Here is a 26897-nt window from a genome sequence, read left to right as displayed (position 1 = left end):
GGGAAAAATATGAGTGAAGAATATGTATTACAATTAGAACATATAAGAAAAGAATATCCCGGTGTTGTAGCTTTAAAAGACGTGACCCTGGAACTTAGAAAAGGCGAAATTCTGGCGTTAATCGGGGAAAATGGTGCTGGGAAATCAACCCTTATCAAATGCTGTTCGGGAGCGGTAATCCCGACTTCTGGCAAGATTATTGTAAATGGCAAAGAATATGACAGTATGACGCCGCAGTTAGCAGCGGAAAATGGAATTGCAATTATTTATCAGGAATTTAATAATGTAAAAGAGCTATCGGCAGCTGAGAACTTATTTCTTGGGCGCCCGATAAAAAAAGGTATAGTTGTTGATAAGAAGGCGATGGAAAGAGAAGCGGCAAAGGCGTTTGAGCAGCTGCGAATCAAGATCAATCCTAAGACGTTAATGAAGGATTTGACGGTTGGTTACCAGCAAATGGTGGAAATCGCTAAGGCTATCCAGCAGGATGCCAAAATTTTGATTATGGATGAACCTTCAGCACCCCTAACCAGTGCCGAAGTTGAGAGTATGTTTAGAGTGGTTGAGAGGCTTCGCAAAGAAGGGATTTCCATTATCTACATATCTCATAGATTGGAAGAGATATATCGTCTATCGGATAGAATTCTCGTTCTCCGAGATGGCGAATACGTTAAGACGTTACAGACTAGCGAAAGTCATGTACAAGAACTGATTAAGCTAATGGTAGGTCGTGAGTTGACAGAGACTTATCCGCCGAGAGGGGATTGCATCGATAAGAGTCAGGTAGTCTTAGAAGTGAAAGACCTAACCGGAAACGGCGATGAAAATATTAGCTTAAAGGTCCATAAAGGTGAGATTCTTGGACTTGGTGGTCTCGTTGGTGCTGGCCGGACAGAGCTAGCAGAAATGATTTTTGGGGCAGCGAAAAGGCAGTCGGGCCAGATGTTTATTAATGGCAAGGAAGTAAATCCGAAGACGCCGCGGGAAGCTATCGATACCGGGATTGCCCTTGTGCCAGAAGACCGGAAGCGTCACGGAGCGATGCTGGGGATTTCCATTAAGGACAATATCAATATGCCGATTTACGAGAAGAACTCGACGCTCAGTGTTATCAATTCTAAGAAAGAGGTAGCAACGGCTGAAAAATATCGGGAGAATATGGCGATTAAGACTCCGAGTTTACATCAGCTAATGAAGAACTTAAGCGGTGGTAACCAGCAGAAGGTAATTCTGGGACGGTGGCTAGCGGCAAACTCTGAGCTTATTATCTTTGATGAGCCGACTAGAGGAATTGACGTTGGTGCCAAATACGAAATTTATAAAATAATGAATGATCTTGTGGAAAAAGAAGGAAAAGCGATTTTGATGATCTCTTCGGAAATGGAAGAGTTGATGGGAATGTCAGATCGGATTGTGGTGTTATCAGAAGGGAAAATGACCGGCGAACTTGCTAAAGAAGAATTTAATCAAGAAGTAATTATGGAGTTCGCATCTGAAGCCCGTACCAGTATCGAGGAGGAGAAGACTGTATGAAGAGTAAAGTAGTATATCAATTAAAGGATAAAGCGATTTGGCTGGTGCTGATTTTTCTAGTAATTGTTTTTACCATTGCCAATCCTCGTTTCGTAAACCCGAACAATATTTTAACTCTGTTACGTCAGGTATCGATGTACGGAATTGCTTCAATCGGTATGACCTTTGTTATCTTACTTGGTGACATCGACTTATCGACGGGTACGATTATTTCATTTGTTAATATTATCTGTGCGTACTTTATGGTGCATATGGGCATGAATATGTGGTTGGCAATTATCCTTACCTTATTGGCCTCCACCGTAATCGGTTTATTAAACGGTTTCATGGTTTCGACTGTTGGAATGCCAGCGATTATCGCTACCTTCGCGGTCCAGACGGCTTTCCAAGGTTTGGCTCTTATTATCTCCGGTGGTTTGCCGATTAACGGCTTTACCGAAAAGTTTAAGGTGTTCGGCCAGGGGTACGTAGGTATTATTCCGGTACCGGTTATTATTATGGCACTTTGTTTTGCTTTAGGGTCATTTATCCTTAATAAAACATATTTTGGTAGATATTTCTATGCAGTTGGTGGTAATATAGAAGCGGCGAAGTTATCTGGTATTCGCGTAGGAAGAATTAAATATTTAGTGTTTGCCATCTCTGGTTTCTTTGCTGGATTAGCAGGTATCGTTATGTTATCTCGGGTTAATTCAGGAATGGCAACAGCAGGTCTTGGTTATGAGTTCGATGTTATCACTTGTGTGGTTCTCGGTGGTGTTTCCGTAACGGGTGGTTACGGTAAGATGTCTGGCGTTGTGGCTGGTACATTTATCATCGGCGCTCTTCAAAACGGCATGGTACTAATGAATATTAATTCTTACGTTCAGGATATTGTTATGGGTGTTGTATTAGCCTTAGCAGTAGGCTTCGATTGTATCCAGAAAAAGAGAAAAGCTAACTAAAAGGTGTTGTGAAGGGTGGAGCTATGAGAAAAAGTCAATTAATTTATCAATATGTGCGAAGGAACGGACCGGTTTCCAAACAGGATATTGTTTTTGGCTTGAAGCTCAGTCTTCCAACAGTTTCAAATAATTTACAATATTTAATGGAATTAGGTGTGGTAGAAACACCGACAAAGATCGAGAACACCGGAGGGCGTAATGCGGTTGCTTACGCTGGTGCTTCTCAGGCGCGAATTGCTATCGGAATCTATTTGACGAAGAATCATATGACTGCTGTATCGGTGGATTTAAACGGTCAGGTGATAGTAAAGGAAAAAGTGCGGACGCGATTTAATCTTGAGGATGAAGAGTATCTTAAGAAGATCGGTGAGTTAGTAGAGAGTGTGAAACGCAAAACAGATGTGAGCGATGAGCAGCTCCTGGGAGTAGGGATAGCTGTCCAGAGCCTAGTCTCGGAAGACGGCGAGGACGTTACCTATGGTATGACTCTTAATTTTACCGGGGCGACGAGGAAGCGGATTGCCAAATACGTTCCTTATCGCAACCGTCTCTTTCATGATTCGGAGATGTCAGGACACGCTGAGGCGTGGATTGATGGCACCCTTAAGAATGCCTTTTATTTAAGTCTAAATAATAGTGTTGGCGGTTCGGTGATTATCGACAACAAGATGTATGTAGGCGATACTTTAAAAAGCGGTGAAATTGGTCACACCTTGGTGGTTCGCGAAGGCGGCGAACAGTGCTATTGTGGTCGTTATGGTTGCTTTGATACGGTTTGTCGGGCGACCAAATTAGATGAATACACAGATGGCAACTTGGAAGAATTTTTTGAGCTTTTAGGGCAAGGTGATAAAAAAGCAGCAGAAATGTGGGATACGTATCTAAATGAATTGGCGATAGGTATTCACAATATTCGGATGTTGTTTGATAGTAAAGTGATTATTGGTGGTTATATCGGTGCTTACATTGAGGAGCACTTAGAAGAGCTAGCCAGAAGGGTAGACGCTCGCAGTCCCTTTACGAAAGAGAAGGCGATGGATTACATCTTGCCTTGTAAGTATAAAGTGGAATCGGCGGCGGCTGGAGCGGCTCTTAATTATATCGATGATTTTTTTGAGAGTATTTAGTGGAGGAGATAGATGAATAAACTTGGTATATTCATGAATTTCTGGGAAGAGAACTGGGCAGCAGACCATATTAAGTACATTAATAAGGCAGCGAAAATCGGTTTTGATATTTTAGAATTTCAAGCTCAACCACTCCTAGAAATGGATAATAGTCGTTTGGATGAAATAAAAAAAGCGGCAGCGGATGCAGGGGTTTTACTAACGTTTAGTGTTGGGTTAGATAAGAAGTACGATTTGACCAGTGCCGATAGCAGTGTCCGCAGTGGCGGTGTAGAGTATTTAAAACGAATCGTTGAGAAGGTAGCCTATTTAGGTGGCGATATCATCTCTGGTGTTAGCTATGAAGGCTGGGGCAGTCCTAGTGAAATCATTAACTATGACGATAAGCAAGTACGTAGAGAACGCAGCATTAACTGCATGAAGGAGATTGCTGGTTCGGCAGCCGGTTACGGTGTTACGTACTGTGTGGAAGCGGTTAACCGTTTTGAAGGTGTGGTTTTAAATACCGCAGTGGAAGCAGTGGATTACGTAAAAGAAGTGGGACTCGATAATGTGGGGGTTTTACTGGATACGTATCACATGAATATTGAAGAGAACGATATGGGTGAGGCGATTCGCCATGCCGGCAGCTTATTAAAAAGCTTCCATACAGGCGAGAATAATCGTAAGCCACCAGGAATGGGAACCCTTGACTGGGATAAAGTCTTTAAAGCTCTTAAGGATATTGACTTTAAAGGCAATATTGTCTCCGAGCCTTTCGTGCAGATGGGCGGAGAAGTTGGCCGGGATATTAAGACGTGGCGCAATTTGATTCCTGATCCCACGGAAGAAAAGCTAGATGTTGCCGCCAAAGGCTTACTAGAATTTACTCAGAGCATGCTAAGAAAATACGATATGTAAACAGACCAGGCGAATGAATGAGTTCATTCGCCTATTTTTTCGGACTTCTAGATTTTCCTCAAGGGTGTCTTGTATATTGATTGGTATTGTAGTATAATACCAATATTAGAAGAGGAGTGAAGACTATGGAAGCGACAGATTTATATATCAAGGTAAAAAGGCATATTGCTCAGGCGATTTTTAACGGTATCTATAATGAAGGGGAGCGCTTGCCCTCAGAGCGGGCGTTGTCCGAGGAGCTAGGTGTGAGCCGAGTGACCGTTAGAAAGGCGTTAGCAGAGCTTGGGCAGGAGCAGCTTTTACAAAGAGAAGTGGGAAGGGGCACACAGATTGCTTTTCATAACTTAGGGCATAAGGATAGCTTAGACTCTATCTGTTTGGTGGCGCCGGCGAAGACGCCTTTCTTCTCAAGCTTTATCGAGGCCTTGCAGACGATTCTCGATAAGCAGGATATTCTGCTTATCTACGTGCAGAAGTCGAAGTATAAGAGTCTGGAGGATTGTCTCTTTAAGCTTTATAAGCGAGAGCTCTATAATACGGTTATCTGGCCGGATGATGAGCCTTTAGATGAAGATAAGCTTAAAAGGCTACGGGCGATAGGGATGAATATGACTTTTTTTGATACGGATATTCAGGAGAAGTACGCAGACCGGGTGCTAATGGATAATCAGAAAGCGATTACAGACTTACTGAAAGCCGCTGGAAAGACCAGGCGACCGGCTCTGTATCTGGGCTGGGATAATTATCAGGTTTATAGCGTAAAGTGTCGTGAGGATATTTATCGCCGGGAGCAAAAGGGGCAGGTGGCAGTGCGAACGGTTTCTTGGAAGCAGAGGATGAATCCTGATGAAGAGCTTCGCGGAATTGTAAGTAAGCTTCCGGCTACCGCTGACGTTTTCTGTGGTTCTGGAGAAATCGGCCTGGCACTTGGACGAGTTCTCGGTGAGGAAAAGGGCCGGGATGTACGCATTTATTCTATCGACGAATTTCCCCAGTCCCAGGCGTATAACATTACCACCGTGGCTCAGGATTATGGCCAGTCGGCAACAGCCGTACTCGCTTCCTTGACGGCTCAATGTAGCGGTGAGGGGACGTGGCAGGCGAAGAGCATAAAGGTTCCGGGACAGTTGATTAGTAGATAGGTAGAGGATAGATGGATGAATATTTTGTACTTTCAAAAGGGCTTTAATTATTCCCAGGATGGCCCAGGGAATCGTCTCGTATATCACCTTCAGGGGTGCAATATGCGCTGCCCTTGGTGCGCGAATCCGGAAGGGCTAGCGCTATCTAGCCGGGAAGCCATTTCTGTGACTGTATCTGACTTGATTCAGGAGATTGTCAGTAGTAAGCTGATGTTTTTCGATGGCGGTGGGGTGACGTTTACCGGTGGTGAAGCAACTTTACAGTTTACGAGCTTGCAAGCGATTTTAAAAGAGCTTAAGAAGCTAGGGATAGATACTTGCATCGAGACGAACGGGGCGTCACCGAATTTATTAGAGCTAGCCCCTTTTATCGATCACTTAATTATCGATTTGAAGCATTACGATGAGGAAAAACATCGTCAAGCGGTGGGAATTGGTAACGAACGGATTAAAGAGAATTTGGGGGCTTTGGCGGATTCGGGTAAGGAAATCTTGATTCGCACGCCGCTTATCCACGGATTTAATGATGAGAGAGAAGATATAGAAGGGTTTTTGGCCTTTTACCAAACCCTACCCCTAGAAAAGCTTCAGTTCGAGCTTCTTAGCTTCCATGAATACGGAAAAGACAAGTGGGCAAAGTTAGGGCTTGTTTACCAGATGGTAGATGGCTATATTAAACCAGAGATTAAACAGGAGTATGAGAGGAAATACCGGGAGAGCGGATTACAGGTTGTCAGAACATAGGAGGAAAAAGAGATGGTAAAGGCAGAGCGTATAACAGAAATGGCCAAAGAGCTCTTTAAAGAAGAGCGGCGGAAGATGCGGCTAGATGGTTGGTTTTTGGCCAAAGAAAGGGCCGCCCAAAGTTTTGAAAAATATCAGGAGCTAAGTACCGAGAAGCAGTGTGCCTATTCCTTAGTGGAAATGGTGAAGGCGATTCCCCTTACAATTAGTGAGTACAGTATTTTCGTAGGGACCCAGGACGATTCCTTTGCTAGAAGCTATGCCCTGATCAATCCCGCCTTTAAGGTGGAGGAATTCTCAGGCTACTGTGATCCTTTGGCGGTCTTTGGCGACATTGAACCAAGCGAGGAGATCACGAAGGAGCGGATTGAAAAGGTTAAGAAGTTTAATGAACAGACGGCTTATGTGAAGGAACTAAATGGTGTCTATGCAGATGCAGCCGGGGATACGAAAGAGGTTGCCTATTTCTTTGAACAAGTAACAGGACATCTGATTCCGGACTTACGAGAAGTCTTAGAGATTGGCGTAAAAGAGCTTCTTAAGAGGCTTGATGAGAGCATTGCAAAGACCGAAGATGCTATCCATAAGGACAATCTGGAGGCCTTTAAGATTGCCCTATCAGCCGTTCTAATCTTAAAGGAGCGGTATCAGGCTCTAGTAGTAGAAGCTTTAGAAGGAGCAAGTGGGGAGCGGCTTGAGCAATTGCAGGAGATGAACAAGGTTCTTGAGCGGGTACCGGAGTACGGCGCTAGTAACTTACGTGAGGCGATTCAAAGTTTTCTGCTTTTATGGCAGACCATGTGCTTAGAGCAGACGCCGAATCCGTTTGCCTTTTCTGTGGGCAATGCGGACCGTATTTTTGAACCCTATCGGGCGAAGACTCAGATGAGTAGAGAAGATGCGGCAGCTCTTTTTAAGCACTTCCTAGTCTTCTTTAATGTGGCTGATCGCAGCTGGGCGATTTCTCAGAATTTAATTATCGGGGGCCGGGACTTAGCGGGAAAGGATTTGACGAACCTTACGTCCTACGCCCTTTTGGATGCGTATTTTGATATGAATTTACCGCAACCGATTCTCTCGGTAAAGCTTCATAAGAATACGCCAGCAGAGCTTTATGAAGAACTGGGACGGTTCTTTTTCACGCCAGGGTTACTCACGCCTTCTTTGTTTAACGACGATGCCGTCTTTCCGTTACTGGAGAGAAACGGCGTAGAGAAAGAAGACCTTCCGGATTATTCGGTGGCAGGTTGCCAAGAGCCGCTGATTATGGGAAAAGACAATGGAAACACCACGAATAGTTGGCTGAATCTTCCGAAAATCCTGGAGCTTACCCTGACTGGCGGGACTTCTCTGGTAACTGAAGAGAAACTTTATGATTTACCAGAAACATCGCTGGCGGAGATTAAAGAAGGTTTTTATAGGAATCTAGAACCCTTTGTGGACCGGATGGTCGCTCATGCAAATGGTGCTAGCGTGGCTTTGTCAAATCTACGAGTGCCTTTCCTTAGTTGCTTTATGGGCGGAGCGGAAACGGGGGTTGACGTTAGAGATCCAAAAGAGCAAGGGACCAAGTACAACGGTAGTGGCTGTCTGATTCACGGTCTGTCGGTATTAGCGGACTCTTTTGTGGCCATTCGCCATTTATTAGCAGAGGAACCCTCTATGAGCGAACGCTTACTACCGGCTCTTAGGGCGAATTTTGTGGGCTATGAGGATTTGCGTGAGCGACTCCGTAGTTACCCAAAATTCGGGAACCATATCGAAGAGGTAGACCGAGAGGCAGAAGAGATCGTTAACCGGGTCTCCGACCTTCTCTACCGTAAGAAGAATTATCTGGGCAATCCCTTTAGGCCAGACTATGCAACGCCTTCAACCCATTTGCTTTACGGTTACTGGGTCGGGGCTACGCCTGATGGCAGGGGTGCTAGAGAAATGCTTAATTACGGGGTGGATCCTTTTGCCGGTGAAGCAGGAGAAGGGATGGGCTTTCGGATTCTTTCCAATATGGCTCTGCCTTTTGAGAAGATGAATGGCGGTTATGCCTCGCATTTTGGCATTGATCCTAAGTTTTTCAGAGAGCAAACGAACGAGGGAAAAGGGGTAGAATTTGTCCGGAAAATTATCAATCCGTTATTTTTTAATTCTGGGTATACGGATGAAATTGCACCATTTTATCTATATGTAAATGTTACCACGCCCGAGACTTTGCGTAAGGTGCTAGCAGAGCCGAAGAAATATGCTCCTAGCGGCGTGTATATTATGCGGATTCACGGAACGTTTGTTAATTTCTTAGACTTGTCGCCAGCTATTCAGCAGGACATTATTAGACGTCTCGATATGGCGTCCACGGCATTATAGGAGGTACAGATGAAAACTCTGGGAATTGATATTGGTACCACCAGTATTTCGCTGGTGTTATGTGAACTAGAAGAACGCCGCGTCTTAAAGGCATGGACGCTTAGAAATGATACATTTTTGACTTCGCCAAAGATATGGGAGAAGATCCAAGACCCTGGTCGCATTATGACAATCGTTAGTCAAGCTATCGAAGAGATTCAAAGGGAAGTGCCGGATATTGGCTATATCGGCATTACCGGACAAATGCACGGTATTCTTTATGTGAATCAGGCGGGCGAGGCGATTAGCCCCCTTTATACCTGGCAGGACGGTACCGGCGACCAGCCGTACCGAGAGGGCAAAAGCTACGCCGAGCATCTTAACCAGTTATTAGGGGCAAAGTTTGCCACTGGATTTGGCGGGGTTACCCTCTATGCTCATGCTCGTCGCGGAGAGATACCGCGGGAGGCGGTTTCCTTTTGCACCATCGGTGATTACCTAGGAATGCAGTTGACAAGGCGTAAGTCACCTTTAATGGACATCACCAATGCTGCCAGCTTAGGGTTCTATGATAATGAAAAGCAGGGTTTTCGGCGAAAGGACATTGAAGTGGCGGGACTTGATTACGAGTTCTTTCCGCGAGTGTCCAGGGAGAGAAAGGCTCTAGGGCGAACGAAAGACGGGATACCTGTCGGCCTGGCAATCGGTGATAATCAGGCCAGCTTTATGGGGGCGCTCTCTGACCGCGAAAACAGTGTCTTAGTGAATATTGGCACCGGAAGCCAGATTTCTTTTTTGGTGGATTCATGTGAGGAAATCCCGGGAATGGAGATCAGACCCTTTGCCAAAGACCAGTACCTAGCCGTGCACTCTGGTTTGTGTGGCGGTCGCGCGTATGCGATACTAGATGCGTTTATAAGACAGTTGCTAACCTATTTTGGCGTAGAGGCATCGAAGGAAGATGTGTATCAGCAGATGGAACAAATGGCGAGGGCAAAAAGCCCGAAAGCAGGGGGATTAATCGTTAAACCTTTCTTTTCTGGAACGCGAGAGAATGCGGAAATTAGAGGTGAGATAACGGGGCTTGATCTTACCAACTTTATGCCGGAAGATTTGGTTCAGGGAATGATAATGGGAATAATTGATGAGCTGTATGATCGCTATAAGGATACGAAGACTGCGGGGGCGGGGAAACTGCAGGCTTTAGTGGGGTCTGGTAACGGTATCCGCTGTAACCCGGTGATGCAGAAAATGATTAGCGAGCGCTTCGGATTGCCTCTCATTATTCCCGATAATAAAGAAGAAGCTGCTAGTGGAGTGGCTTTTGAGGTGATGTAAAAAAGCGGATGAAGTAGTGAACACTCTCACTTCTTCATCCGTTTTTTTATTCGTAAAAGGCTATTTTAAAGCGCTTAACAGTTCATCCAAGGTATCTTCCACCAGTGCGGTTCGGTGTTTGGCATACTTCTCTACTCCCGGTGCGCAAGTTTCCATCGCATAGCTTTCACCGGCGAACGCTAGCATCTCCGCATCGTTATACTGATCGCCAAAGGCCATACATTCTTCAGGCTTAACGCCTTTCAGCTCGCAATAAGCCTTTAAGCTGCTACCTTTATTGGCAATAGGGGAGATAAAGTCTACCCAGGCATTGCCGGCAGTAACCACTTTAATCCGGTCACCAAAAAGTGCTTTAAAGTGCTCTAAGGTGGCGAAGTTATCACCTGGGGTAAAGGTGGCGATTTTGATAATGGGTTCGGCAATATCGGTGGCCAAATTGTCCACATACGTAACCTCGTAATCGTAATTTTTAAGGACGGAGGCAGTGTACTCTCGGTGCTTGGTGCTAGTATACATCACGTGATCCGTGGAAACGATACAAACCAATTCGTCGATTTCATCAATGGCTTCGAGGATTTCGGTGGCCAAGGGGGCTTCGATAAGTCCTTTGGCAAAGACGGTATCTTTATCAACGCAGTAGGAACCATTTTCGGATATGTAAGCGATCTCTTCCTCGAGAGGCACAAATAATCGCTTTAAATTGGCGTAAGGGCGACCGCTCGCCACCACAAAGTGAATATCTTTTTCTTTAAGCTGTTCTATTTGTGCGAATAAACGAGGGGAAATGCTTTCGCCTAATTCATGAATCAGGGTTCCGTCAACGTCACTTGCTACTACCTTTATCATAGTCATTCTCCTTTTGTTGCTTTTATGTCCTTACTTATAATATAATAAATTCAAACGAAAAGCAAAAGGAGTACGGAAAATGAAAATCGGGATGGCAAATGATCATGCAGGCACAGAACTGAAGAAGGAGATTATCGCTCTCTTAGAAGAACGAGGACACGAAGTGGTAAACTTTGGTACAGATACGAAGGAAAGCGTTCCTTATCCAAAGTACGGAGAAATCTTAGGACGGGCAGTGGCAGCGGGAGAAGTAGATGCCGGTGTAGCAATCTGTGGTACTGGTGTAGGTATCTCGCTGGCCGCCAATAAGGTAAAGGGAATACGCGCAGCAGTCTGCTCAGAACCAGTGACCGCGAGACTGGTAAAAGAGCATAATAATGCGAATATTATCTGCTTCGGCGAGCGAATCGTAGGCGTGGAGATGGCGAAAGCCATCGTTAGCGCTTGGCTAGATGCCGAGTTCCAAGGCGGGCGCCACGGTGAACGAGTGGATATGATTATGAAGATAGAAGAATAAAGATTACGTTTTGCAAAACAAGAAGGGTAGAAACCACAGAATTTGTAGTTTCTACCCTTTTGTATAGGTAAATTTAATTTTAGTCCTCAGTAGCTTCTTCTTCGGGCAAATAAATATGTACTTTGTCGATTCGGTTTTTGTCTAAGGAATCCACCACTAAGCGTATGCCTGAAGGGGTAGTGATTGCATCGCCAGCTTCCGGTAGACGATCTAGATGCTGAATGATATACCCACCGAGGGAATCGTAATCGTCAGACTCTAGATGAGTATTTAGCTCGTCATTTAAGTCGTCTAAGTTAATGGAGCCTTCCGTAATAAACTCTCGGTCGCCGATTTTGCGAATAATATCCACCTCTTCCTCATCGTACTCATCCCGGATTTCCCCGACGATTTCCTCTAAGATATCCTCTAAGGTAATCAGACCAGAGGTCTCGCCGTACTCGTCTAAGACGATGGCGATATTGAAAGAAGAGTCTCGCATTTCGATTAGAAGCTCGGATATGTTCTTATATTCATAGGTAAAGTAAGCATCTCTAAGGATATCTTCGATATGAAAGTGCTCTTTATTCTCGTAGAGAAGTAGATCCTTCATATTGATGGTTCCAACCACGTTGTCGGTGGTGTCTCGGTAAATGGGAAGCCTGGTGAATTTATCTTCTTTAAAGATACCAATTAACTCATCGTAAGTAGCATCGATAGAAGCAAAAGTCACGTGCACTCGGGGCACCATCACATCCTTTGCCTTGGCGTCGCCGAGATCAAACACATTGTATATCATTTCCTTTTCTTCGTTTTCAATTACGCCTTCTTCCTCGCTAACGTGAAGCATGGTACGAAGTTCATTCTCAGTCATTTGATCCTTGCGCTTGTTGGGATCAATCCCCAAAAGGCGAAGAATGGCTTGAGAAATAGCATTAATCAGAAAGACGAAAGGTTGGAGAATTTTAATGATAAGATTGATAATGGGAGCATAGACAAGGGAAACGCTATCAGCGTTTGACGATGCTAAGGTCTTTGGCGTTATCTCGCCGAAGATAAGAATCAATAGGGTGATTATCCCACTACCAAGCGCGACCCAGCGGCCGCCAAAATCATAAGTGATCGTCGTTGTCAGGGAAGCTGCCCCTACGTTGACGATGTTGTTACCAATTAAAATTGCGCTTAGCATTTTGCTAGGCTTGTCGGTTATCTTTAAAACGGTTTTTGCTTTCTTGTTTCCTTCATCGGCCAGTCCCCTAAGACGAATCTTGTTCGAAGTGGTTAAGGCAGTTTCTGCTGAGGAAAAAAAGGCCGATAGTGCCAGTAGTATAATTAAGGCAATTATCTCCGGAATACTACTCGAGTCCACGAATATCATCACTCTCCATTCAAAAAAATATTTACCAACACTATACAGTAAAAACGCTGACGGCGCAAGGTATCTAGGGGCGCAAAAGTTGAATATTTGGTGTTTTTAGTGTATGATTGTAGACATTCAGAAGACGGAGGATTAGATGGATGACATTTTACGATAAATTGCAAGAGGTGCTGCCGGCTGGCAGCGTTTTAAAAGATGAGCCGATGAAAAATCACACCACTTTTAAGGTGGGTGGTCCGGCTGACTATCTTGTCTTACCCCGAGAGGCGGCGGAAATTGCGAAAGTGATTAAGCTGTGTAAAGAGGCGCAAATGCCTTATTATGTCTGTGGAAACGGCAGCAATCTTCTGGTAGGCGATAAAGGCTATCGGGGGGTAATTATCAAAATCGGTGAAGAATTCTCGGAGATTGCCATCACTGGTGAGGAAATTCGCGCGGCAGCAGGAGCGACCTTGACTGCGGTAGCGAATCGGGGGATGGAGGCTTGCCTTACCGGGTTTGAATTTGCTAGCGGTATTCCGGGAACCGTAGGTGGTGCCTGTATGATGAATGCTGGCGCTTATGGGGGCGAGATGAAGGATGTTCTCCAAAGCGTACAGGTATTGACAGAAGCAGGAGAGCTCTTAGATATCCCCCGGGAGAAGATGGAGCTAGGCTATCGCACCAGCGTCTTTGCCAAAAAGAAGTATATCGTTCTCGGAGCTACTATTTTGCTTAAAAAGGGCGATTGTCAGGCGATTGTAGAGCGGATGGCGGATTTACGTACCCAGAGAACGACCAAGCAGCCTTTAGAGTATCCAAGTGCTGGCAGTACCTTTAAGCGGCCGGAAGGATATTTCGCTGGAAAGCTAATTCAGGACTCAGGGTTATCGGGGAAAACCATCGGCGGGGCTCAAGTTTCCACGAAGCACAACGGTTTTGTTATCAATTATAACGAGGCCACGGCAAAAGACGTAACGGATTTAATGGAGTTTGTGATTGCCACCGTGCGAGAAAAGTTTGGAGTTACTTTGGAGCCAGAGGTCAAACGTATTGGAGAATTTTAGATGAAGTTTGAAATAGTAACAGGGATGTCAGGAGCCGGTAAAAGCTCAGCCTTAAAGACCTTAGAAGATCTAGGGTATTACTGCATTGACAACATACCGATTGCCCTTACGCCGAATTTAGCGGAGCTATTAACGTCTTTAGAGACGAAGTCGTCGAAAGTAGCCATTGGCCTGGATGTGCGCAGCGGTGAGGACTTTAAAGGCAGTTTAAAGACGATTAACGATTTAGAGGAAAAGGGCTTTGACTTTAACATTATTTTTCTCGACGCCTCTGATGAGGTGCTCTTAAAGCGCTATCAGGAAACGAGACGTAAGCACCCTTTAAGTCGTCGCGGTCACCGAATTATCGAAAACATCAAGCTGGAGCGACAGTTGTTACAACCGGTAAAAGACCGGGCGGATCATGTGATTGATACATCTTATATGGCATTTCGCGATTTGACGGAGAGTATTCGCCGAATCTTAGATGAAAAAAGTAACTCTAGTTTATTTATTACCATCTTAAGCTTTGGTTTTAAGAATGGTACGCCGGCCGATGCGGATCTTTTATTTGATGTACGTTTTTTGCCAAATCCGTACTATATAGACGAGTTGCGAGGTCTAACTGGGAACGATCGGCCGGTCAGGGATTACGTGATGAAGAGCGCCGATAGCCAGCTGTTTGCCCAGAAGCTAATCGACATGGTTTCCTTTTTACTTCCTCGTTACGCGGCTGAGGGTAAGACCAATTTGGTGATCGGGATTGGCTGTACTGGTGGCAAACACCGCTCGGTAACCCTGGCGAATGTCTTATATGAAGCCATTAATGAGCTAGGTGAATACACGGTGTTTCTTGAACACCGAGATGCATAGGAAAGGGAGATAAGGGATGTCTTTTTCGCAAGATGTAAAGAAGGAGTTAGCAGGGGTTTTGCCAAAGGCTAGACACTGCGCTTTAGCAGAGCTAGACGCCTTAGTCTTGTTTGCCGGTGAAGGAAAAACACTAGATGATGGAAGCCAGGTTTTGCGACTGAATACGGAGAACCGCCATGTGGCGATAAAGTTCTTTACTTTGCTCCGAAAAACCTTTAATATAAGAGCTGATGTTGTGGTACGAAGGAGCTCAAAGACTGGGGCGATTAGCTATGGTTTACTGGCAAAAAGTCCTGAGTTGATTGCGGTTAGAAAGGCTTCTTTGCAAGCTGGTTGTTGCAAAAGAGCGTTTATCCGCGGAGCGTACCTGGCCTCGGGGTCCATTAGTGACCCGAATAAATCCTATCACTTCGAAGTCGTATGCGAGACGCCGGAAATAGCGACTCGCCTACAAAAGGCGATTAATTCCTTTGAGATGGATGGCAAGATTGTAGAGCGAAAAGGCTCTTATGTGGTCTATTTAAAGGAAGGTGCTCAGATTGTAGACATGCTTGGAGTGATGGAAGGTCATATTTCTTTAATGGCCTTAGAGAATGTGCGGATTTTGAAAGAAATGCGCAATACTGTCAATCGCAAGGTTAACTGCGAGACTGCCAATCTAAGTAAGACGGTGTCAGCAGCCGTGCGACAGATGGAAGATATTCGTTTTTTAGAGGAACGACTTGGTATCGACAACTTACCGGAAGGGTTACGGGAAATCGCGGCAGTACGCCTTGAATATCCGGAAGCCTCTCTCAAGGAACTAGGGGAAATGTTAGCTGAACCACTGGGAAAGTCTGGTGTGAATCACCGTTTGCGTAAGATTAGCGAATTAGCTGATAAAATGCGCAAGAGTTAGTTAGGAGGAAGAAACATGGTTAGAAAACCGATAGTTATCAGAAACAGTATGGATTTGGAAGAGCGACCAATTGCTCATTTAGTACAAGAGGCAAGTCAGTATGGATGCCAGATCTATATTGAGATGAATGAGATGAAAGTAAATGCAAAAAGTATTATGGGAATGATGAGTCTGCGTTTGCTAAAAGGCGAGGAAATAACCCTAGTAGCCGATGGCGCAGATGAACGGGAAGCGGTAGCGGGAATCGAGGGATTTCTGGTTAAAGAATAAAAGGTGATAGTGATGAAAAGAATGCTCTTTATATACAATCCCCACGCGGGACGAGCACTTCTGCGAACGAAGTTATCGGATGTGGTTGACATCTTTGTTAAGGCAGGTTATAAAGTTACCGTTCATCCAACCCAGTCTTTTCGGGATGCATTTCGTGTGGTAAAAGAATATGAAGCCGATGATTACGATTTAGTAGTCTGTAGCGGTGGTGACGGCACTTTAGATGAAGTGGTGGCGGCGATGATGAAAAGGGAGATAGGGGCCCGGGATACCATTGGCTATATCCCTACTGGTTCGACCAATGATTTCGCCAATAGCTTACATATTCCGAAGAATCTTCTGCAGGCAGCCGACGTTGCGGTAAACGGCGCCGCCTTTCCCTGTGATGTAGGGCGTTTTAACGATGATAGCTTCGTCTATATTGCGGCTTTTGGTCTCTTTACCGATGTTTCTTACGAGACCACTCAGGAGATGAAGAATATACTAGGACATCTAGCGTATATTTTTGAAGGTGCTAAGCGGATATTTAACGTACCCGCTTATAAGCTTAAGGTAGAGTATGATGGCAATGTCCTGGAAGATGAATTTGCTTACGGTATGATTACCAATTCCAAGTCGGTCGGCGGCTTTAAGAATATGATCGGTAAGGACGTGGCTTTTGATGATGGGCTCTTTGAGGTAACTCTGATTAAGCGTCCGCGCAATCCCATTGAGCTACAAGAAATAGGAGCCGCGCTTTTGATTGAGCAGATTGATACGAAGCATATGTATACTTTTCGAGCGAGTAAGATTACCATTACCTCCGAAGAAGAAATTCCTTGGACGTTAGACGGCGAGTTCGGCGGAAACCACCAAGATGTGGAGATTGAGAACCTAAAACAGCAACTTACTATCATGGTTCCAAAAGAAAAGATTGACAAATTGCTTACCAAGAAGCATAATATATAAGGATAAAGTAGTGCTTTATCCTTTCCGGCCCCATGGTCAAGCGGTCAAGACGCTAGCCTCTCACGCTGGAATCAGGGGTTCGATTCCCCTTGGGGTCACTTTTATCTAGTAGCTACGCTCTCTTACCTATAAGAGAACGTAGCTATTTTTAAGATAAAAGGTAAACAAGAATGAGAGTGGAGAAAAATATCAATGGAAAAGAGAGAAAAGTTTTCATCAAGATTAGGATTTATCTTGATATCGGCTGGTTGTGCTATCGGCCTTGGTAATGTTTGGCGCTTTCCGTATATTACGGGAAAGTATGGCGGTGGAGCCTTTGTGTTGTTTTATATTTTATTTTTAGTAATGTTAGGGTTACCCATTGTCATCATGGAATTTGCCGTTGGGAGAGGAAGCCAACAAAGTGTTGCCAAAAGCTTCGACGAGCTAGAACCAAAGGGCAGTAAGTGGCATGTGTATCGCTACTTTGCGATGGCGGGCAATTATTTACTGATGATGTTTTATACGACGATTGGCGGCTGGATGCTGGCTTATTTCGTAAAGATGCTACAAGGCAAATTTGTCGGTTTAGACCCGGAAGGTGTGGGTGCTGTCTTTGGCGACTTGACCACGAATCGTAATGAGATGATCTTATGGATGGTGCTGATTTCGGTTATCGCTTTGATTGTTTGCTCAGGTGGTCTGAAAAATGGTGTTGAGAAAGTGACAACTATCATGATGGTTTGTTTGCTTCTTATTATGGTGGTCTTAGTCATTCGGGTCATGACTCTTGATAATGCCTTAGAAGGTTTAAAGTTCTATTTGCTACCAGATTTTAGTAAGATGAAAGAGGCGGGCATTGGTCAGGCGATTTTCGATGCGATGGGTCAAGCCTTTTTTACCTTAAGTGTGGGGATGGGGTCGCTGGCCATCTTTGGTAGCTATCTAGGGAAAGAGAGAAGCTTGCCAGGTGAAGCAGTTAGTGTCACTGCCTTAGATACCTTTGTGGCGGTAATGGCTGGCCTCATAATCTTCCCGGCCTGCTTTGCTTTTGGCATCAATCCAGGAGAAGGCCCAGGCCTTGTCTTTGTTACCTTACCGAATGTATTTGGCGAAATGTCCGGTGGACAAATCTGGGGAGCGCTATTCTTCCTCTTTATGACCTTTGCGGCGCTCTCGACGATTATTGCTGTTTTTCAAAATATTATTCAGTTTGCTCGGGACTTATGGGGCTGGTCTCTTCGGAAATCCGTCATCTTTAACGGCGTCTTATTGCTGCTTCTTAGCTTGCCTTGTATTCTAGGAATGACCGACTGGTCAGGGTTTAGTATTGCCGGTAAAGGGATTATGGATATCGAGGATTTTATTGTCAGCAATAATTTATTGCCCCTGGGATCGCTAATTTATCTTCTGTTTTGTGTGAGCAAGCGGGGTTGGGGCTGGGATAATTTTATTAAAGAAGCCAACACTGGCGAGGGGGCAAAGTTTCCAGTTGCCAAAGGTGTGCGCTTTTATCTAACCTTTATCCTGCCGCTGATTATTTTGGTGATCTTTGTTCAAGGATACGCCAGCATGTTTTTAAAATAAGCAGTACTTAGAAACAGCTCTTTAGCCAAGAGCTGTTTTTTTGTTATGAAAAACTCGCGTTGTTCATATTATGTTCATAATTGGTTCAAAACAATGAAAAAGAAAAGACAGTACATTTGTGCAAAAAGTATGTATTGGTTGATATTTACAACTTAATACCAGTAATTTTGTGAAGTGATTACATACAACTGAGACGAAAAACAATACAACTAATGAATGTGTACAAAAAGTTGTACGTACTTTTGTGGAATAATACGACTTGTTTTGCCACAAGTTGTACTATATAGTTTTATTTAAGAAACGACACATAAGTGACGTAGACAAAAAGGAGGAAACAAGAAATATGAAAAAGATTTTTAGTTTATTGTTAGTTGCCGTATTGGCAATGGCTCTCTTTGTAGGTTGTACGCCAAAATCAGATAGTGGCGATGGTGGTGACGACAGCAGTGGTGGAAGTGGTGAAGGCAAGACCGTTGGTGTAGCAATGCCTACCCAAAGTTCTGAAAGATGGATTAAAGACGGTGACAACATGAAGTCTCAGCTTGAAGAGTTGGGCTACAAAGTTGATCTTCAATATGCAGAAGATGATCCTCAGCAACAGGTTTCTCAGTTAGAGAACATGTTAGCTTCCGGTGTTGACTGTCTAGTAGTTGCAGCCATTGACTCACAGGCGCTGATCAATCCTCTTAAACAAGCGAAAGACGCTGGCGTTCCAGTAGTTGCTTATGACCGTTTGTTAATGGATACAGACGCTGTTAGCTACTACGCTACATTTGATAACAAAGGTATCGGTACCGCGATCGGCTCTTATGTAGAAGAAAAATTAGACTTAGCAAATGCAACCGAGACCTATACTTTTGAGTTGTTCATGGGTTCTCCTGATGATAACAATGCTTATATGTTATACGATGGTTTGATGGAAGTTATCCAACCTTATATCGACAAAGGTACTTTAGTATGTAAATCAGGACAAACTTCTTTTGAAAAATCAAACACTTTGAGATGGGATCAACAAACAGCTATGAGACGCTGTGAGGACATCTTAAGCTCATACTACGCAGACGAGAAATTAGATATTGCTTTCTCAGCTTACGACGGCTTATCTTACGGCGTAAAAGCAGCTTGCGAAGGCGCTGGCTACAAAGTTGGTGCGGAAGATTGGCCAGTAATCACCGGACAAGATGCTGAATTGATGGCTGTTAAGAATATCATTGCTGGTTCTCAGACAATGTCAATTGCCAAAGATACTCGTATCCTTGCAGAAAAGTGTGTAAAGATGGTTGAAGCTGTACTTAAGGGTACAGAGCCAGAGATTAACGATACGGAGCAATACGACAATGGTAAATTAGTTGTTCCTTCTTATCTCTGTGAACCACAACCAGTAGATAAAGACAACTATAAAGAGATCTTAGTTGATACAGAATACTACACAGAAGCAGAAATTAACGAAGAATAAGAAAGTATAAAACGATGGGGCAGTGGTTTTTCCACCGCCCCGTTTAAAAATAGGCGGATAGAAGCAAAAAATGTAAAGGAGCGGGTGACATGTCTGATATTATTTTGGAAATGCAACATATCACGAAAGAGTTCTCTGGCGTTAAAGCGTTAGATGATGTTACCTTTAAGGTGAAACGCGGTGAGATTCACGCTTTATGTGGTGAAAATGGGGCCGGTAAGTCAACCTTAATGAATGTCCTCTCGGGTGTATGGCCATACGGAACGTATAGTGGTGATGTTATCTATAAAGGTGAAGTATGTAAGTTCCACAAGATCAAGGACAGTGAGGAAAAAGGGATCGTTATCATTCACCAAGAGTTGGCTCTAAGTCCATATCTTTCGGTGGCGGAGAACGTGTTCATGGGAAATGAACAAAAAGCGGCCAAAGGGGTTATTAGCTGGACGAAGACGAGAACCAATGCGAAGGCTGTATTAGCCCGTGTAGGTCTAGAGGATGAGGACGTTAACATCCCTGTGTTCAAACTGGGTGTTGGCAAGCAACAATTAATCGAAATTGCCAAAGCGATGGCTAAGGACGTTGAGCTTTTAATTCTCGACGAGCCGACAGCAGCACTTAATGATGAAGAAAGTGCAAAACTTCTAGAGTTGATGCTCGAACTTAAGAAACAAGGTATTACAAGTATCATTATTTCTCATAAGCTGAACGAAATTAGTTATGTAGCAGACTCAATCACGATTATCCGAGACGGTAAGACGATTGAGACACTTGATAAAGAAAAGGACGACTTCAGTGAAGAGCGAATCATAAAAGGGATGGTTGGCCGCGAGCTGACGAATCGCTACCCTCTTCGTGAAGGTGATGACTATAAAATCGGCGAAAAGATTATGGAGGTTGAGGACTGGAGCGTCTATCATCCAGAGGACGCCGATAGACAAATTATTAAAAATGTAAGTTTTAACGTTCGAGCAGGCGAGGTCGTGGGCTTTGCTGGTTTAATGGGCGCCGGACGAACAGAACTAGCGATGAGTCTTTTTGGCAAGGAATACGGTCAGAAGATAACGGGAACCATTAAGATGCATGGCAAAGAAGTGAAGATTAATAATGTAAAGGATGCCATTGAGCACAAAATCGCCTACACCTCCGAAGATCGGAAGACTTACGGTCTGGTGCTGATTGACGATATTAAGCACAATATGTCGATGGCAGCTCTGCGTAGATATTTTTCCAACCACGGTATTGTTGATAAAAATAAAGAGATTCTAAAAGCAGAAGAGTACAAAAAGCTAATTAATGTAAAAGCCAATTCTATTAACCAAGAGGTCGGCTCTCTTTCGGGTGGTAATCAACAAAAAGTTGTTCTTGCGAAGTGGATGCTCGCTCAGCCAGATGTCTTGATTCTCGACGAACCTACCAGAGGAATTGACGTTGGGGCAAAATACGAGATTTATACGGCAATCAACGAACTGGCGAAGGCGGGAAAGGCTATTATCGTTATTTCCTCTGAGTTGCCGGAAATAATTGGAACGTGCGACCGAGCATACGTAATCAATGAAGGTCGGATTGCCGGCGAACTATATAAAGAAGATTTATCACAGGAAAGAATTATGGGCTGTGTTATGGCTGATAATAGGAAAGGAGACGCGTAGAAATGGGAGAACAAAAAGCAAAGAAAACAAAGTCAGTTAGTATTCAGGGGTATGGGATGTTTATTGCCCTGATTGCCATCTTTATCGTTTTTAATATTTTAACTGGAGGGAAGAATGCAACTCCCTTTAATATCAACAACCTAGTTATGCAAAACGGTTACGTTGTTATTCTGGCAACAGGTATGTTACTATGTGTTTTGACTGGTAATATCGACCTTGGTGTAGGTTCTATTGTTGCTGTAACCGGGGCTGTCGCCGCGATTATGGTAGTGCAGATGAAAATTGCTTACCCAGTAGCATTTTTAGTAGCTATTTTGATTGGTTTGGCATCGGGAATGTTTGTTGGTTTCTTTATTTCTGTACTGGAAATACCACCGTTTGTCGTTACTCTAGCGACGATGCTGATGGGGCGTGGTCTTACTTATACCTTACTAAAAGCACAAACTGTAGGACCTCTTCCAGATAATTACGTGTACTATGCAGCAGGTTTCGTGCCTTCGGTAAAGATTCCTTTCGGTGATGGTCACCTAGATTTAGTTAGTATTGGGGTGGCTGTGGTGGCGACGCTAGCGATTATCTTCTCAGAGATGCATTCTCGGCGGACGATGAAAAAGTATGGATTTGCAGTTCCTGCCTTTTTCAAATCTGTCATTAAGGTAGTGCTTATTTCTGGAATTATTTGGTTCTTTTTCTTTAAGCTCGCTCAGCTTAACGGCATTCCCGTGGTATTAATTATTATGTTTATCATTGTGGTTATTTATCATTTTGTTACGGAAAAAACCGTGGCTGGACGCCAAATCTATGCGCTAGGTGGCAATGCGAAAGCTGCTAGATTATCAGGTATCAACACGAAGAAAGTATTCTTCTGGGTATACACCAATATGGGCGTGTTATCGGCTGTTGCTGGTATCATCTTGTCGGCCCGTAATGCAGCGGCTACTCCAAAAGCCGGTGAAGGGTTTGAGATGGATGCCATCGCCTCCTGTTATATTGGTGGCGCGGCGGCTGCTGGCGGTATCGGAACGATTGTGGGCGCGGTAGTAGGAGCGTTTATCATGGGAATACTCAACAACGGTATGTCGCTGATGGGTCTTTCTACCGACATTCAAAAGGTTGTTAAAGGTCTTGTTCTTTTAGGTGCAGTTACCTTTGACGTACTTTCGAAAAAGAAGAAATAAAGTAATCGATATATAAGGGGTAAGAATGAAAGATAAACCGAAGTATGAAGTTATTCTCGATTGGGTTTATAAAAAAATAGAGTCTGGTGAGCTAAAGGATGGAAGCCGATTAAACTCGGAGAATGAGCTGGTGGCCCTGTTTGGCGTTAGTCGTCAAACCGTCCGCCGAGCCATTGCCGATCTCGAGACCAGAGGGATTGTGAGACGGCGCCGAGGAAGCGGGACCTTTATCAATATTTTGCCGGAGCACGGAGAGGTGAACGTTCTTTCGCCGAAAGAGCGAACGAATCGCATCGCTGTTATTACCACGTATATAAATGAGTATATTTTTTCGCCGATTATCCAAGCGATTGAAAAGGTGCTACATAACAACGAATACAGCATTCAGCTATCGTTTACTAATAATGCCATCGGTAAGGAGCGTCAGATTCTCGAGGGCCTTTTGGAAAATATGGATATCGACGGTGTAATCGTGGAGCCTACTACGAGCGGTTTGCCTAATCCGAACACTCATTTTTACCGGGAGTTATTAGCAAGAGGTATCCCAGTGCTTTTTCTCAATAGTTACTATGAAGATGTGAAAGTACCCCATGTAAGTATGAATGACTACGCCGCAGGAAAGATTGCCACAGAGTACCTGCTTCAGTGCGGTCACAAAGAAATCGGTGGTATCTTTAAAGCGGATGATGGGCAAGGACGGCGGCGTTTTTCCGGATATCAGGATGCCCTTTTGGCGGCTGGTGTGGAGGTTAAGAGGGAGCGCGTGGTGTGGATTGATACGGAATTATTAGCGGCTGAGGATGCAGATTACGCGTTCATTACTAAACGGCTAAAAAATTGTACCGCCTGTGTGTGCTATAACGATGAAGTGGCAATTAAGCTACAAAATATTTGCCTTAATCAAGGGATTGGTGTACCGGAAGAACTATCCATTATGGGAATTGATAATTCGGAGTTGGCTCATTTTGCTCAGATTCCCTTATCCACAGTGGAAAATCCTATTGAAGATTTAGGGAAACTGGCGGCCCTGGGAATCATGGAGTTGATAAATGGACACGGTTTACAGGAGAACCTAGAGCTTGAACCCAAGGTGGTTGAAAGAGAATCCGTTAAAAAAATACTTGATTTTCGTATGTAGTTAATATATACTATGCATTAGTTAGAACAAGGGCGTTCCAATAATCGTTTGGATCGCCCTCTTTTTATGTAAGAGAAAGTTCTGTGAACTTTTCTCTTACATAAAAAGAGCTCTGCTAGAGATGCGCACTTCGGCGCAACGTTTTTTGTGCATACGCACACGCCGAAGGCGCAGGAATTTGCAGAGGCAAATTCCATTTTAATATGCAAGAGAAAATTCTGTGAACTAAATTGTACAAAGGGCTAGAAGGAAAGGATGGGAAAGATGAGCGAAGCGATTAAAGTAGCTGAAATTTTTGGAGAAGATGTATTTAATGAGAGCGTTATGCAACAACGCCTGCCAAAAAAAATCTACAAAGATCTAAAGCAAACAATAGAGGAAGGCAAGGAACTTGACCTTGCAACAGCCGATGTCATTGCCCACGAAATGAAGGAATGGGCGATTGAAAAGGGTGCTACCCACTATACGCATTGGTTTCAACCACTTACCGGAGTAACGGCAGAAAAGCATGATTCTTTTATTTCCGCACCGCTTGAGAGTGGTAAGGTGCTAATGAGTTTTTCCGGAAAAGAATTAATCAAAGGCGAGCCAGATGCGTCTTCATTCCCTTCAGGAGGCTTGCGGGCGACTTTTGAGGCTCGTGGATATACAGCCTGGGATTGTACCTCGCCGGCGTTCGTGAGACACGATGCCGCTGGGGCAACGCTATGTATTCCGACAGCATTTTGTTCTTATACAGGCGAAGCACTAGACCAAAAGACACCGCTTCTTCGTTCCATGGAGGCCATTAATAAGCAGTCACTACGACTGATTCGCCTTTTTGGCGATACCACGGCTAAGAAGGTAACTCCTTCTGTCGGACCAGAGCAAGAGTACTTCTTAGTAGATGCCGAGAAGTTCAAGCAACGAAAAGACTTAATCTATTCAGGACGGACGCTCTTTGGGGCGATGCCGCCAAAAGGCCAAGAGCTTGACGATCACTATTTCGGTACGATTCGCCAGCGTATCGGTGCTTACATGAAAGAGCTTAACGAAGAGCTATGGAAGGTGGGCGTGTCTTCCAAGACTCAGCACAACGAAGTAGCCCCTGCTCAGCACGAAATCGCTCCGATTTACGCAAAGGCCAATGTGGCTGTAGATCATAACCAAATCATTATGCAGACTCTCAAACGAGTAGCAACTCACCACGGTCTTAAGTGCTTATTGCACGAGAAGCCTTTTGCTGGTGTTAACGGTTCAGGCAAGCACAACAACTGGTCATTAACGACGGATACCGGAAAGAATTTATTAGAGCCAGGAAAGACGCCTCATGAAAATATTCAATTTCTTCTTGTGCTAGCGTGTATCTTAAGAGCTGTCGATATGCATGCCGATTTATTGCGCAACTCAGCAGGGGACCCGGGAAATGATCACCGTCTAGGAGCAGATGAAGCGCCACCGGCTATTATTTCTGTCTTTTTAGGGGAGCAATTAGAAGACGTGGTAGAGCAGCTTGTAGATACTGGTGAAGCAAAGAGCAGTAAAAAGGGCGGTAAGCTAATGACAGGTGTAAAGACACTTCCAGACTTAGCAAAGGATGCCACCGATAGAAACAGAACCTCACCATTTGCCTTTACCGGTAACAAATTCGAGTTTCGGATGGTTGGTTCACGTGATTCCATCGGTTCACCCAATATCGTTCTTAATACTATTGTGGCAGAATCTTTCTGCGATGCCTGCGATATTCTTGAGAAAGCGGACGACTTTGAAAAAGCTGTTCACGATTTAATGAAGGAATACATGACGAAGCATCAACGGATTATCTTTAACGGCAACGGCTATTCAGAAGAATGGTTGGAAGAAGCCAAGAGACGTGGTCTGCCAAACTTACGCTCAACAATTGATGCAGTTCCAGCACTGGTAACCGAGAAATCATTCAAGCTATTTGAAAGATTTCACGTTTTCACTAAGGCAGAGCTTGAATCAAGAGCGGAAATTAAGTATGAAAATTACTCGAAGGCGATTAATATCGAAGCTAGAACGATGATCGATATGGCTAGTAAGCAACTGATTCCTGCCGTTATCAAATACACGGGAACCTTGGCGAAAACAGCCTTGGTAGTTAAAGAAGCAGGAGCTGATAATAGCGTCCAGGTTAATCATTTGAATGAAGTGAATGCCCTTCTAGCGAAGGCTGAGAGAGCTCTAGACGCTTTGGTTAAAGTGACGAATAAAGCAGCAGCGATGGAAGAAGGCGAAAAGCAGGCTCATTTCTATTACGATAAAGTGATGCCAGCGATGGCGGCTCTACGTAAGCCAATTGATACCTTAGAAATGAAGGTGGATAAGGAAGCGTGGCCAATGCCTTCTTACGGAGATTTACTTTTTGAAGTATAGAACTGGGAACCCTGGCATCAGAATATGAAATCTTTATGATTTTTAGGGCCTTGTGCTTTTAATACCAGAATAACTATGGTATTCTAAGCACAAGGTTTTTCCTTGCCTAATTAATCAGTAATCAGGTGTCATAGGAGGCAGAAGATGACAAAAAGTGAATTTCTTGAGAGGCTTAAAGAAGCTTTAGAAAACGATATAAACGGACCAGTGGTTCAAGAAAATATAAATTATTACAGTCAGTATATCGATGATGAAGTGCGTAATGGTCGCGAAGAGGCGGCGGTAATCGAAGAACTAGGTGATCCCTGGGTGCTTTCAAAGACCATTATCGACTCGGTAGAGATTAAGACGAAGCAAAGCAATACGTATAGTCAAGGGACGTACTCAAATAGTAGCAGCCAGACAAATCAGAGCAGCAGTCAAGGCGCTAGTGGCAGTAGTAGCGGTGGTGGCAGTGGCTTTAGTGGAAAGCTTAAGCTGATTCTAATAATTCTGGTAGTAGTAGCTGTTGTTATGGGTATCTTTAGTTTGGTAGTAGGTGCCTTTTCGGCAATGGCCCCAGTCCTGGTACCGATTCTTCTAATTGTCTTTATTGTTAGACTTTTCAGTAATCGAAGGTGATAAAAGATAAGCGCAATCGTTAGGTTGCGCTTATCTTTATTTATGTAATAGGAAAGTTCTTTGAACTTTCCTATTACATAAATACGCTCCGCTACGGATGCGCACTTCGGCGAG

23 protein-coding genes and 1 tRNA gene are annotated in these 26897 nt (G+C 44.2%); 22 read left to right on the top strand and 2 right to left on the bottom strand.

From position 1 onward, the window contains the following. Window positions 1–9 precede the first annotated feature (9 nt). From NHH16_RS02075 to NHH16_RS02040, 8 genes are all read left to right on the top strand, one after another. Window positions 10–1533 (top strand): sugar ABC transporter ATP-binding protein, encoded by a 1524-nt coding sequence (locus NHH16_RS02075; RefSeq protein WP_262067929.1) that lies wholly within the window; start codon window positions 10–12, stop codon window positions 1531–1533. Next, window positions 1530–2477 (top strand): ABC transporter permease, encoded by a 948-nt coding sequence (locus NHH16_RS02070; protein WP_262067928.1) that lies wholly within the window; start codon window positions 1530–1532, stop codon window positions 2475–2477. The genes NHH16_RS02075 and NHH16_RS02070 overlap by 4 nt, the downstream gene beginning before the upstream one ends. A gap of 23 nt (window positions 2478–2500) precedes the next feature. After that, window positions 2501–3604: an ROK family transcriptional regulator gene (locus tag NHH16_RS02065; RefSeq protein ID WP_262067927.1), complete on the top strand. Its 1104-nt coding sequence runs from the start codon at window positions 2501–2503 to the stop codon at window positions 3602–3604. A gap of 12 nt (window positions 3605–3616) precedes the next feature. Next, window positions 3617–4504 (top strand): D-psicose 3-epimerase, encoded by an 888-nt coding sequence (locus NHH16_RS02060; protein WP_262067926.1) that lies wholly within the window; start codon window positions 3617–3619, stop codon window positions 4502–4504. A 125-nt stretch (window positions 4505–4629) separates the two neighbouring features. Next, window positions 4630–5646, top strand: coding sequence for a GntR family transcriptional regulator (locus NHH16_RS02055; RefSeq protein ID WP_262067925.1), 1017 nt, complete (start codon window positions 4630–4632; stop codon window positions 5644–5646). Between the two features lie 15 nt (window positions 5647–5661). Further along, a complete protein-coding gene (locus NHH16_RS02050) occupies window positions 5662–6390 on the top strand; it encodes a radical SAM protein (protein ID WP_262067924.1) in 729 nt (242 codons plus the stop codon). A gap of 12 nt (window positions 6391–6402) precedes the next feature. Next, entirely contained in the window at window positions 6403–8748 is a 2346-nt protein-coding gene (locus NHH16_RS02045) for a pyruvate formate lyase family protein (RefSeq protein ID WP_262067923.1), read from the top strand. A gap of 9 nt (window positions 8749–8757) precedes the next feature. Then, a complete protein-coding gene (locus NHH16_RS02040; RefSeq protein ID WP_262067922.1) occupies window positions 8758–10065 on the top strand; it encodes a sedoheptulokinase in 1308 nt (435 codons plus the stop codon). A gap of 60 nt (window positions 10066–10125) precedes the next feature. Here NHH16_RS02040 and NHH16_RS02035 read toward each other — a convergent pair whose 3' ends face one another. After that, entirely contained in the window at window positions 10126–10911 is a 786-nt protein-coding gene (locus NHH16_RS02035) for an HAD family hydrolase (protein WP_262067921.1), read from the bottom strand. A 79-nt stretch (window positions 10912–10990) separates the two neighbouring features. On the opposite strand from NHH16_RS02035, the gene rpiB reads away from it, so the two are divergent. Further along, the gene (rpiB, locus tag NHH16_RS02030) at window positions 10991–11428 is read left to right on the top strand and encodes a ribose 5-phosphate isomerase B (RefSeq protein WP_262067920.1); all 438 of its coding nucleotides are present in this window, start codon (window positions 10991–10993) and stop codon (window positions 11426–11428) included. Between the two features lie 79 nt (window positions 11429–11507). Here rpiB and NHH16_RS02025 read toward each other — a convergent pair whose 3' ends face one another. After that, complete coding sequence (locus NHH16_RS02025) at window positions 11508–12776, bottom strand: HlyC/CorC family transporter (RefSeq protein WP_334304480.1); 1269 nt, start codon at window positions 12774–12776, stop codon at window positions 11508–11510. 149 nt (window positions 12777–12925) lie between these two features. Between NHH16_RS02025 and murB the strand changes: the two genes are divergently transcribed. The 13 genes from murB to NHH16_RS01960 all read left to right on the top strand — a co-directional run bounded on the left by murB (window position 12926) and on the right by NHH16_RS01960 (window position 26783). After that, window positions 12926–13831, top strand: a complete 906-nt coding sequence (murB, locus tag NHH16_RS02020; protein ID WP_262067918.1) for a UDP-N-acetylmuramate dehydrogenase — start codon at window positions 12926–12928, stop codon at window positions 13829–13831. Then, a complete protein-coding gene (gene rapZ / locus NHH16_RS02015; RefSeq protein WP_262067917.1) occupies window positions 13832–14683 on the top strand; it encodes an RNase adapter RapZ in 852 nt (283 codons plus the stop codon). A 16-nt stretch (window positions 14684–14699) separates the two neighbouring features. Next, window positions 14700–15581 carry a DNA-binding protein WhiA gene (gene whiA / locus NHH16_RS02010; protein ID WP_262067916.1) on the top strand — a complete coding sequence of 294 codons (882 nt, stop codon included), beginning with the start codon at window positions 14700–14702 and terminating at the stop codon, window positions 15579–15581. A 15-nt stretch (window positions 15582–15596) separates the two neighbouring features. Beyond that, entirely contained in the window at window positions 15597–15851 is a 255-nt protein-coding gene (locus NHH16_RS02005; protein WP_262067915.1) for an HPr family phosphocarrier protein, read from the top strand. 12 nt (window positions 15852–15863) lie between these two features. Next, window positions 15864–16799 carry a diacylglycerol/lipid kinase family protein gene (locus tag NHH16_RS02000; RefSeq protein ID WP_262067914.1) on the top strand — a complete coding sequence of 312 codons (936 nt, stop codon included), beginning with the start codon at window positions 15864–15866 and terminating at the stop codon, window positions 16797–16799. A 26-nt stretch (window positions 16800–16825) separates the two neighbouring features. Further along, window positions 16826–16897 (top strand) — tRNA-Glu (locus NHH16_RS01995). Between the two features lie 94 nt (window positions 16898–16991). Further along, window positions 16992–18365 (top strand): sodium-dependent transporter, encoded by a 1374-nt coding sequence (locus NHH16_RS01990; protein WP_262067913.1) that lies wholly within the window; start codon window positions 16992–16994, stop codon window positions 18363–18365. Window positions 18366–18708: 343 nt separating this feature from the next. Further along, window positions 18709–19821 (top strand): multiple monosaccharide ABC transporter substrate-binding protein, encoded by a 1113-nt coding sequence (gene chvE / locus NHH16_RS01985; RefSeq protein WP_262067912.1) that lies wholly within the window; start codon window positions 18709–18711, stop codon window positions 19819–19821. An 89-nt stretch (window positions 19822–19910) separates the two neighbouring features. Next, the gene (gene mmsA / locus NHH16_RS01980; RefSeq protein ID WP_262067911.1) at window positions 19911–21470 is read left to right on the top strand and encodes a multiple monosaccharide ABC transporter ATP-binding protein; all 1560 of its coding nucleotides are present in this window, start codon (window positions 19911–19913) and stop codon (window positions 21468–21470) included. 2 nt (window positions 21471–21472) lie between these two features. Further along, complete coding sequence (gene mmsB / locus NHH16_RS01975) at window positions 21473–22648, top strand: multiple monosaccharide ABC transporter permease (RefSeq protein WP_262067910.1); 1176 nt, start codon at window positions 21473–21475, stop codon at window positions 22646–22648. Window positions 22649–22673: 25 nt separating this feature from the next. After that, complete coding sequence (locus NHH16_RS01970; RefSeq protein ID WP_262067909.1) at window positions 22674–23786, top strand: GntR family transcriptional regulator; 1113 nt, start codon at window positions 22674–22676, stop codon at window positions 23784–23786. A gap of 264 nt (window positions 23787–24050) precedes the next feature. Continuing rightward, complete coding sequence (locus NHH16_RS01965; RefSeq protein WP_262067953.1) at window positions 24051–26162, top strand: glutamine synthetase III family protein; 2112 nt, start codon at window positions 24051–24053, stop codon at window positions 26160–26162. Window positions 26163–26306: 144 nt separating this feature from the next. Continuing rightward, entirely contained in the window at window positions 26307–26783 is a 477-nt protein-coding gene (locus tag NHH16_RS01960; RefSeq protein ID WP_262067908.1) for a DUF1700 domain-containing protein, read from the top strand. Window positions 26784–26897: the final 114 nt, after the last annotated feature.

Origin of the sequence: Ohessyouella blattaphilus (genome assembly GCF_024721265.1) — a bacterium.
In the GTDB taxonomy this organism is placed as follows: Bacteria; Bacillota; Clostridia; order Lachnospirales; family Lachnospiraceae; genus Aequitasia; species Aequitasia blattaphilus_A.
The sequence above is the reverse complement of the archived record's forward strand: the minus strand, read 5'-3'. Positions and strand labels throughout refer to the sequence as shown.

Bases quoted from the DNA above. Each gene is read 5' to 3' on its own strand.
- whiA (WP_262067916.1), top strand. From the start codon at position 14,700: ATGTCTTTTTCGCAAGATGTAAAGAAGGAGTTAGCAGGGGTTTTGCCA.
- NHH16_RS02050 (WP_262067924.1), top strand. From the start codon at position 5,662: ATGAATATTTTGTACTTTCAAAAGGGCTTTAATTATTCCCAGGATGGC.
- NHH16_RS02000 (WP_262067914.1), top strand. From the start codon at position 15,864: ATGAAAAGAATGCTCTTTATATACAATCCCCACGCGGGACGAGCACTT.
- mmsB (WP_262067910.1), top strand. From the start codon at position 21,473: ATGGGAGAACAAAAAGCAAAGAAAACAAAGTCAGTTAGTATTCAGGGG.
- chvE (WP_262067912.1), top strand. From the start codon at position 18,709: ATGAAAAAGATTTTTAGTTTATTGTTAGTTGCCGTATTGGCAATGGCT.
- NHH16_RS02055 (WP_262067925.1), top strand. From the start codon at position 4,630: ATGGAAGCGACAGATTTATATATCAAGGTAAAAAGGCATATTGCTCAG.
- NHH16_RS02035 (WP_262067921.1), bottom strand. From the start codon at position 10,911: ATGATAAAGGTAGTAGCAAGTGACGTTGACGGAACCCTGATTCATGAA.
- NHH16_RS02005 (WP_262067915.1), top strand. From the start codon at position 15,597: ATGGTTAGAAAACCGATAGTTATCAGAAACAGTATGGATTTGGAAGAG.
- NHH16_RS02070 (WP_262067928.1), top strand. From the start codon at position 1,530: ATGAAGAGTAAAGTAGTATATCAATTAAAGGATAAAGCGATTTGGCTG.
- NHH16_RS01965 (WP_262067953.1), top strand. From the start codon at position 24,051: ATGAGCGAAGCGATTAAAGTAGCTGAAATTTTTGGAGAAGATGTATTT.
- NHH16_RS01970 (WP_262067909.1), top strand. From the start codon at position 22,674: ATGAAAGATAAACCGAAGTATGAAGTTATTCTCGATTGGGTTTATAAA.
- NHH16_RS01990 (WP_262067913.1), top strand. From the start codon at position 16,992: ATGGAAAAGAGAGAAAAGTTTTCATCAAGATTAGGATTTATCTTGATA.
- rapZ (WP_262067917.1), top strand. From the start codon at position 13,832: ATGAAGTTTGAAATAGTAACAGGGATGTCAGGAGCCGGTAAAAGCTCA.
- NHH16_RS02040 (WP_262067922.1), top strand. From the start codon at position 8,758: ATGAAAACTCTGGGAATTGATATTGGTACCACCAGTATTTCGCTGGTG.
- rpiB (WP_262067920.1), top strand. From the start codon at position 10,991: ATGAAAATCGGGATGGCAAATGATCATGCAGGCACAGAACTGAAGAAG.
- murB (WP_262067918.1), top strand. From the start codon at position 12,926: ATGACATTTTACGATAAATTGCAAGAGGTGCTGCCGGCTGGCAGCGTT.
- NHH16_RS02045 (WP_262067923.1), top strand. From the start codon at position 6,403: ATGGTAAAGGCAGAGCGTATAACAGAAATGGCCAAAGAGCTCTTTAAA.
- NHH16_RS02060 (WP_262067926.1), top strand. From the start codon at position 3,617: ATGAATAAACTTGGTATATTCATGAATTTCTGGGAAGAGAACTGGGCA.
- NHH16_RS01960 (WP_262067908.1), top strand. From the start codon at position 26,307: ATGACAAAAAGTGAATTTCTTGAGAGGCTTAAAGAAGCTTTAGAAAAC.
- NHH16_RS02075 (WP_262067929.1), top strand. From the start codon at position 10: ATGAGTGAAGAATATGTATTACAATTAGAACATATAAGAAAAGAATAT.
- mmsA (WP_262067911.1), top strand. From the start codon at position 19,911: ATGTCTGATATTATTTTGGAAATGCAACATATCACGAAAGAGTTCTCT.
- NHH16_RS02065 (WP_262067927.1), top strand. From the start codon at position 2,501: ATGAGAAAAAGTCAATTAATTTATCAATATGTGCGAAGGAACGGACCG.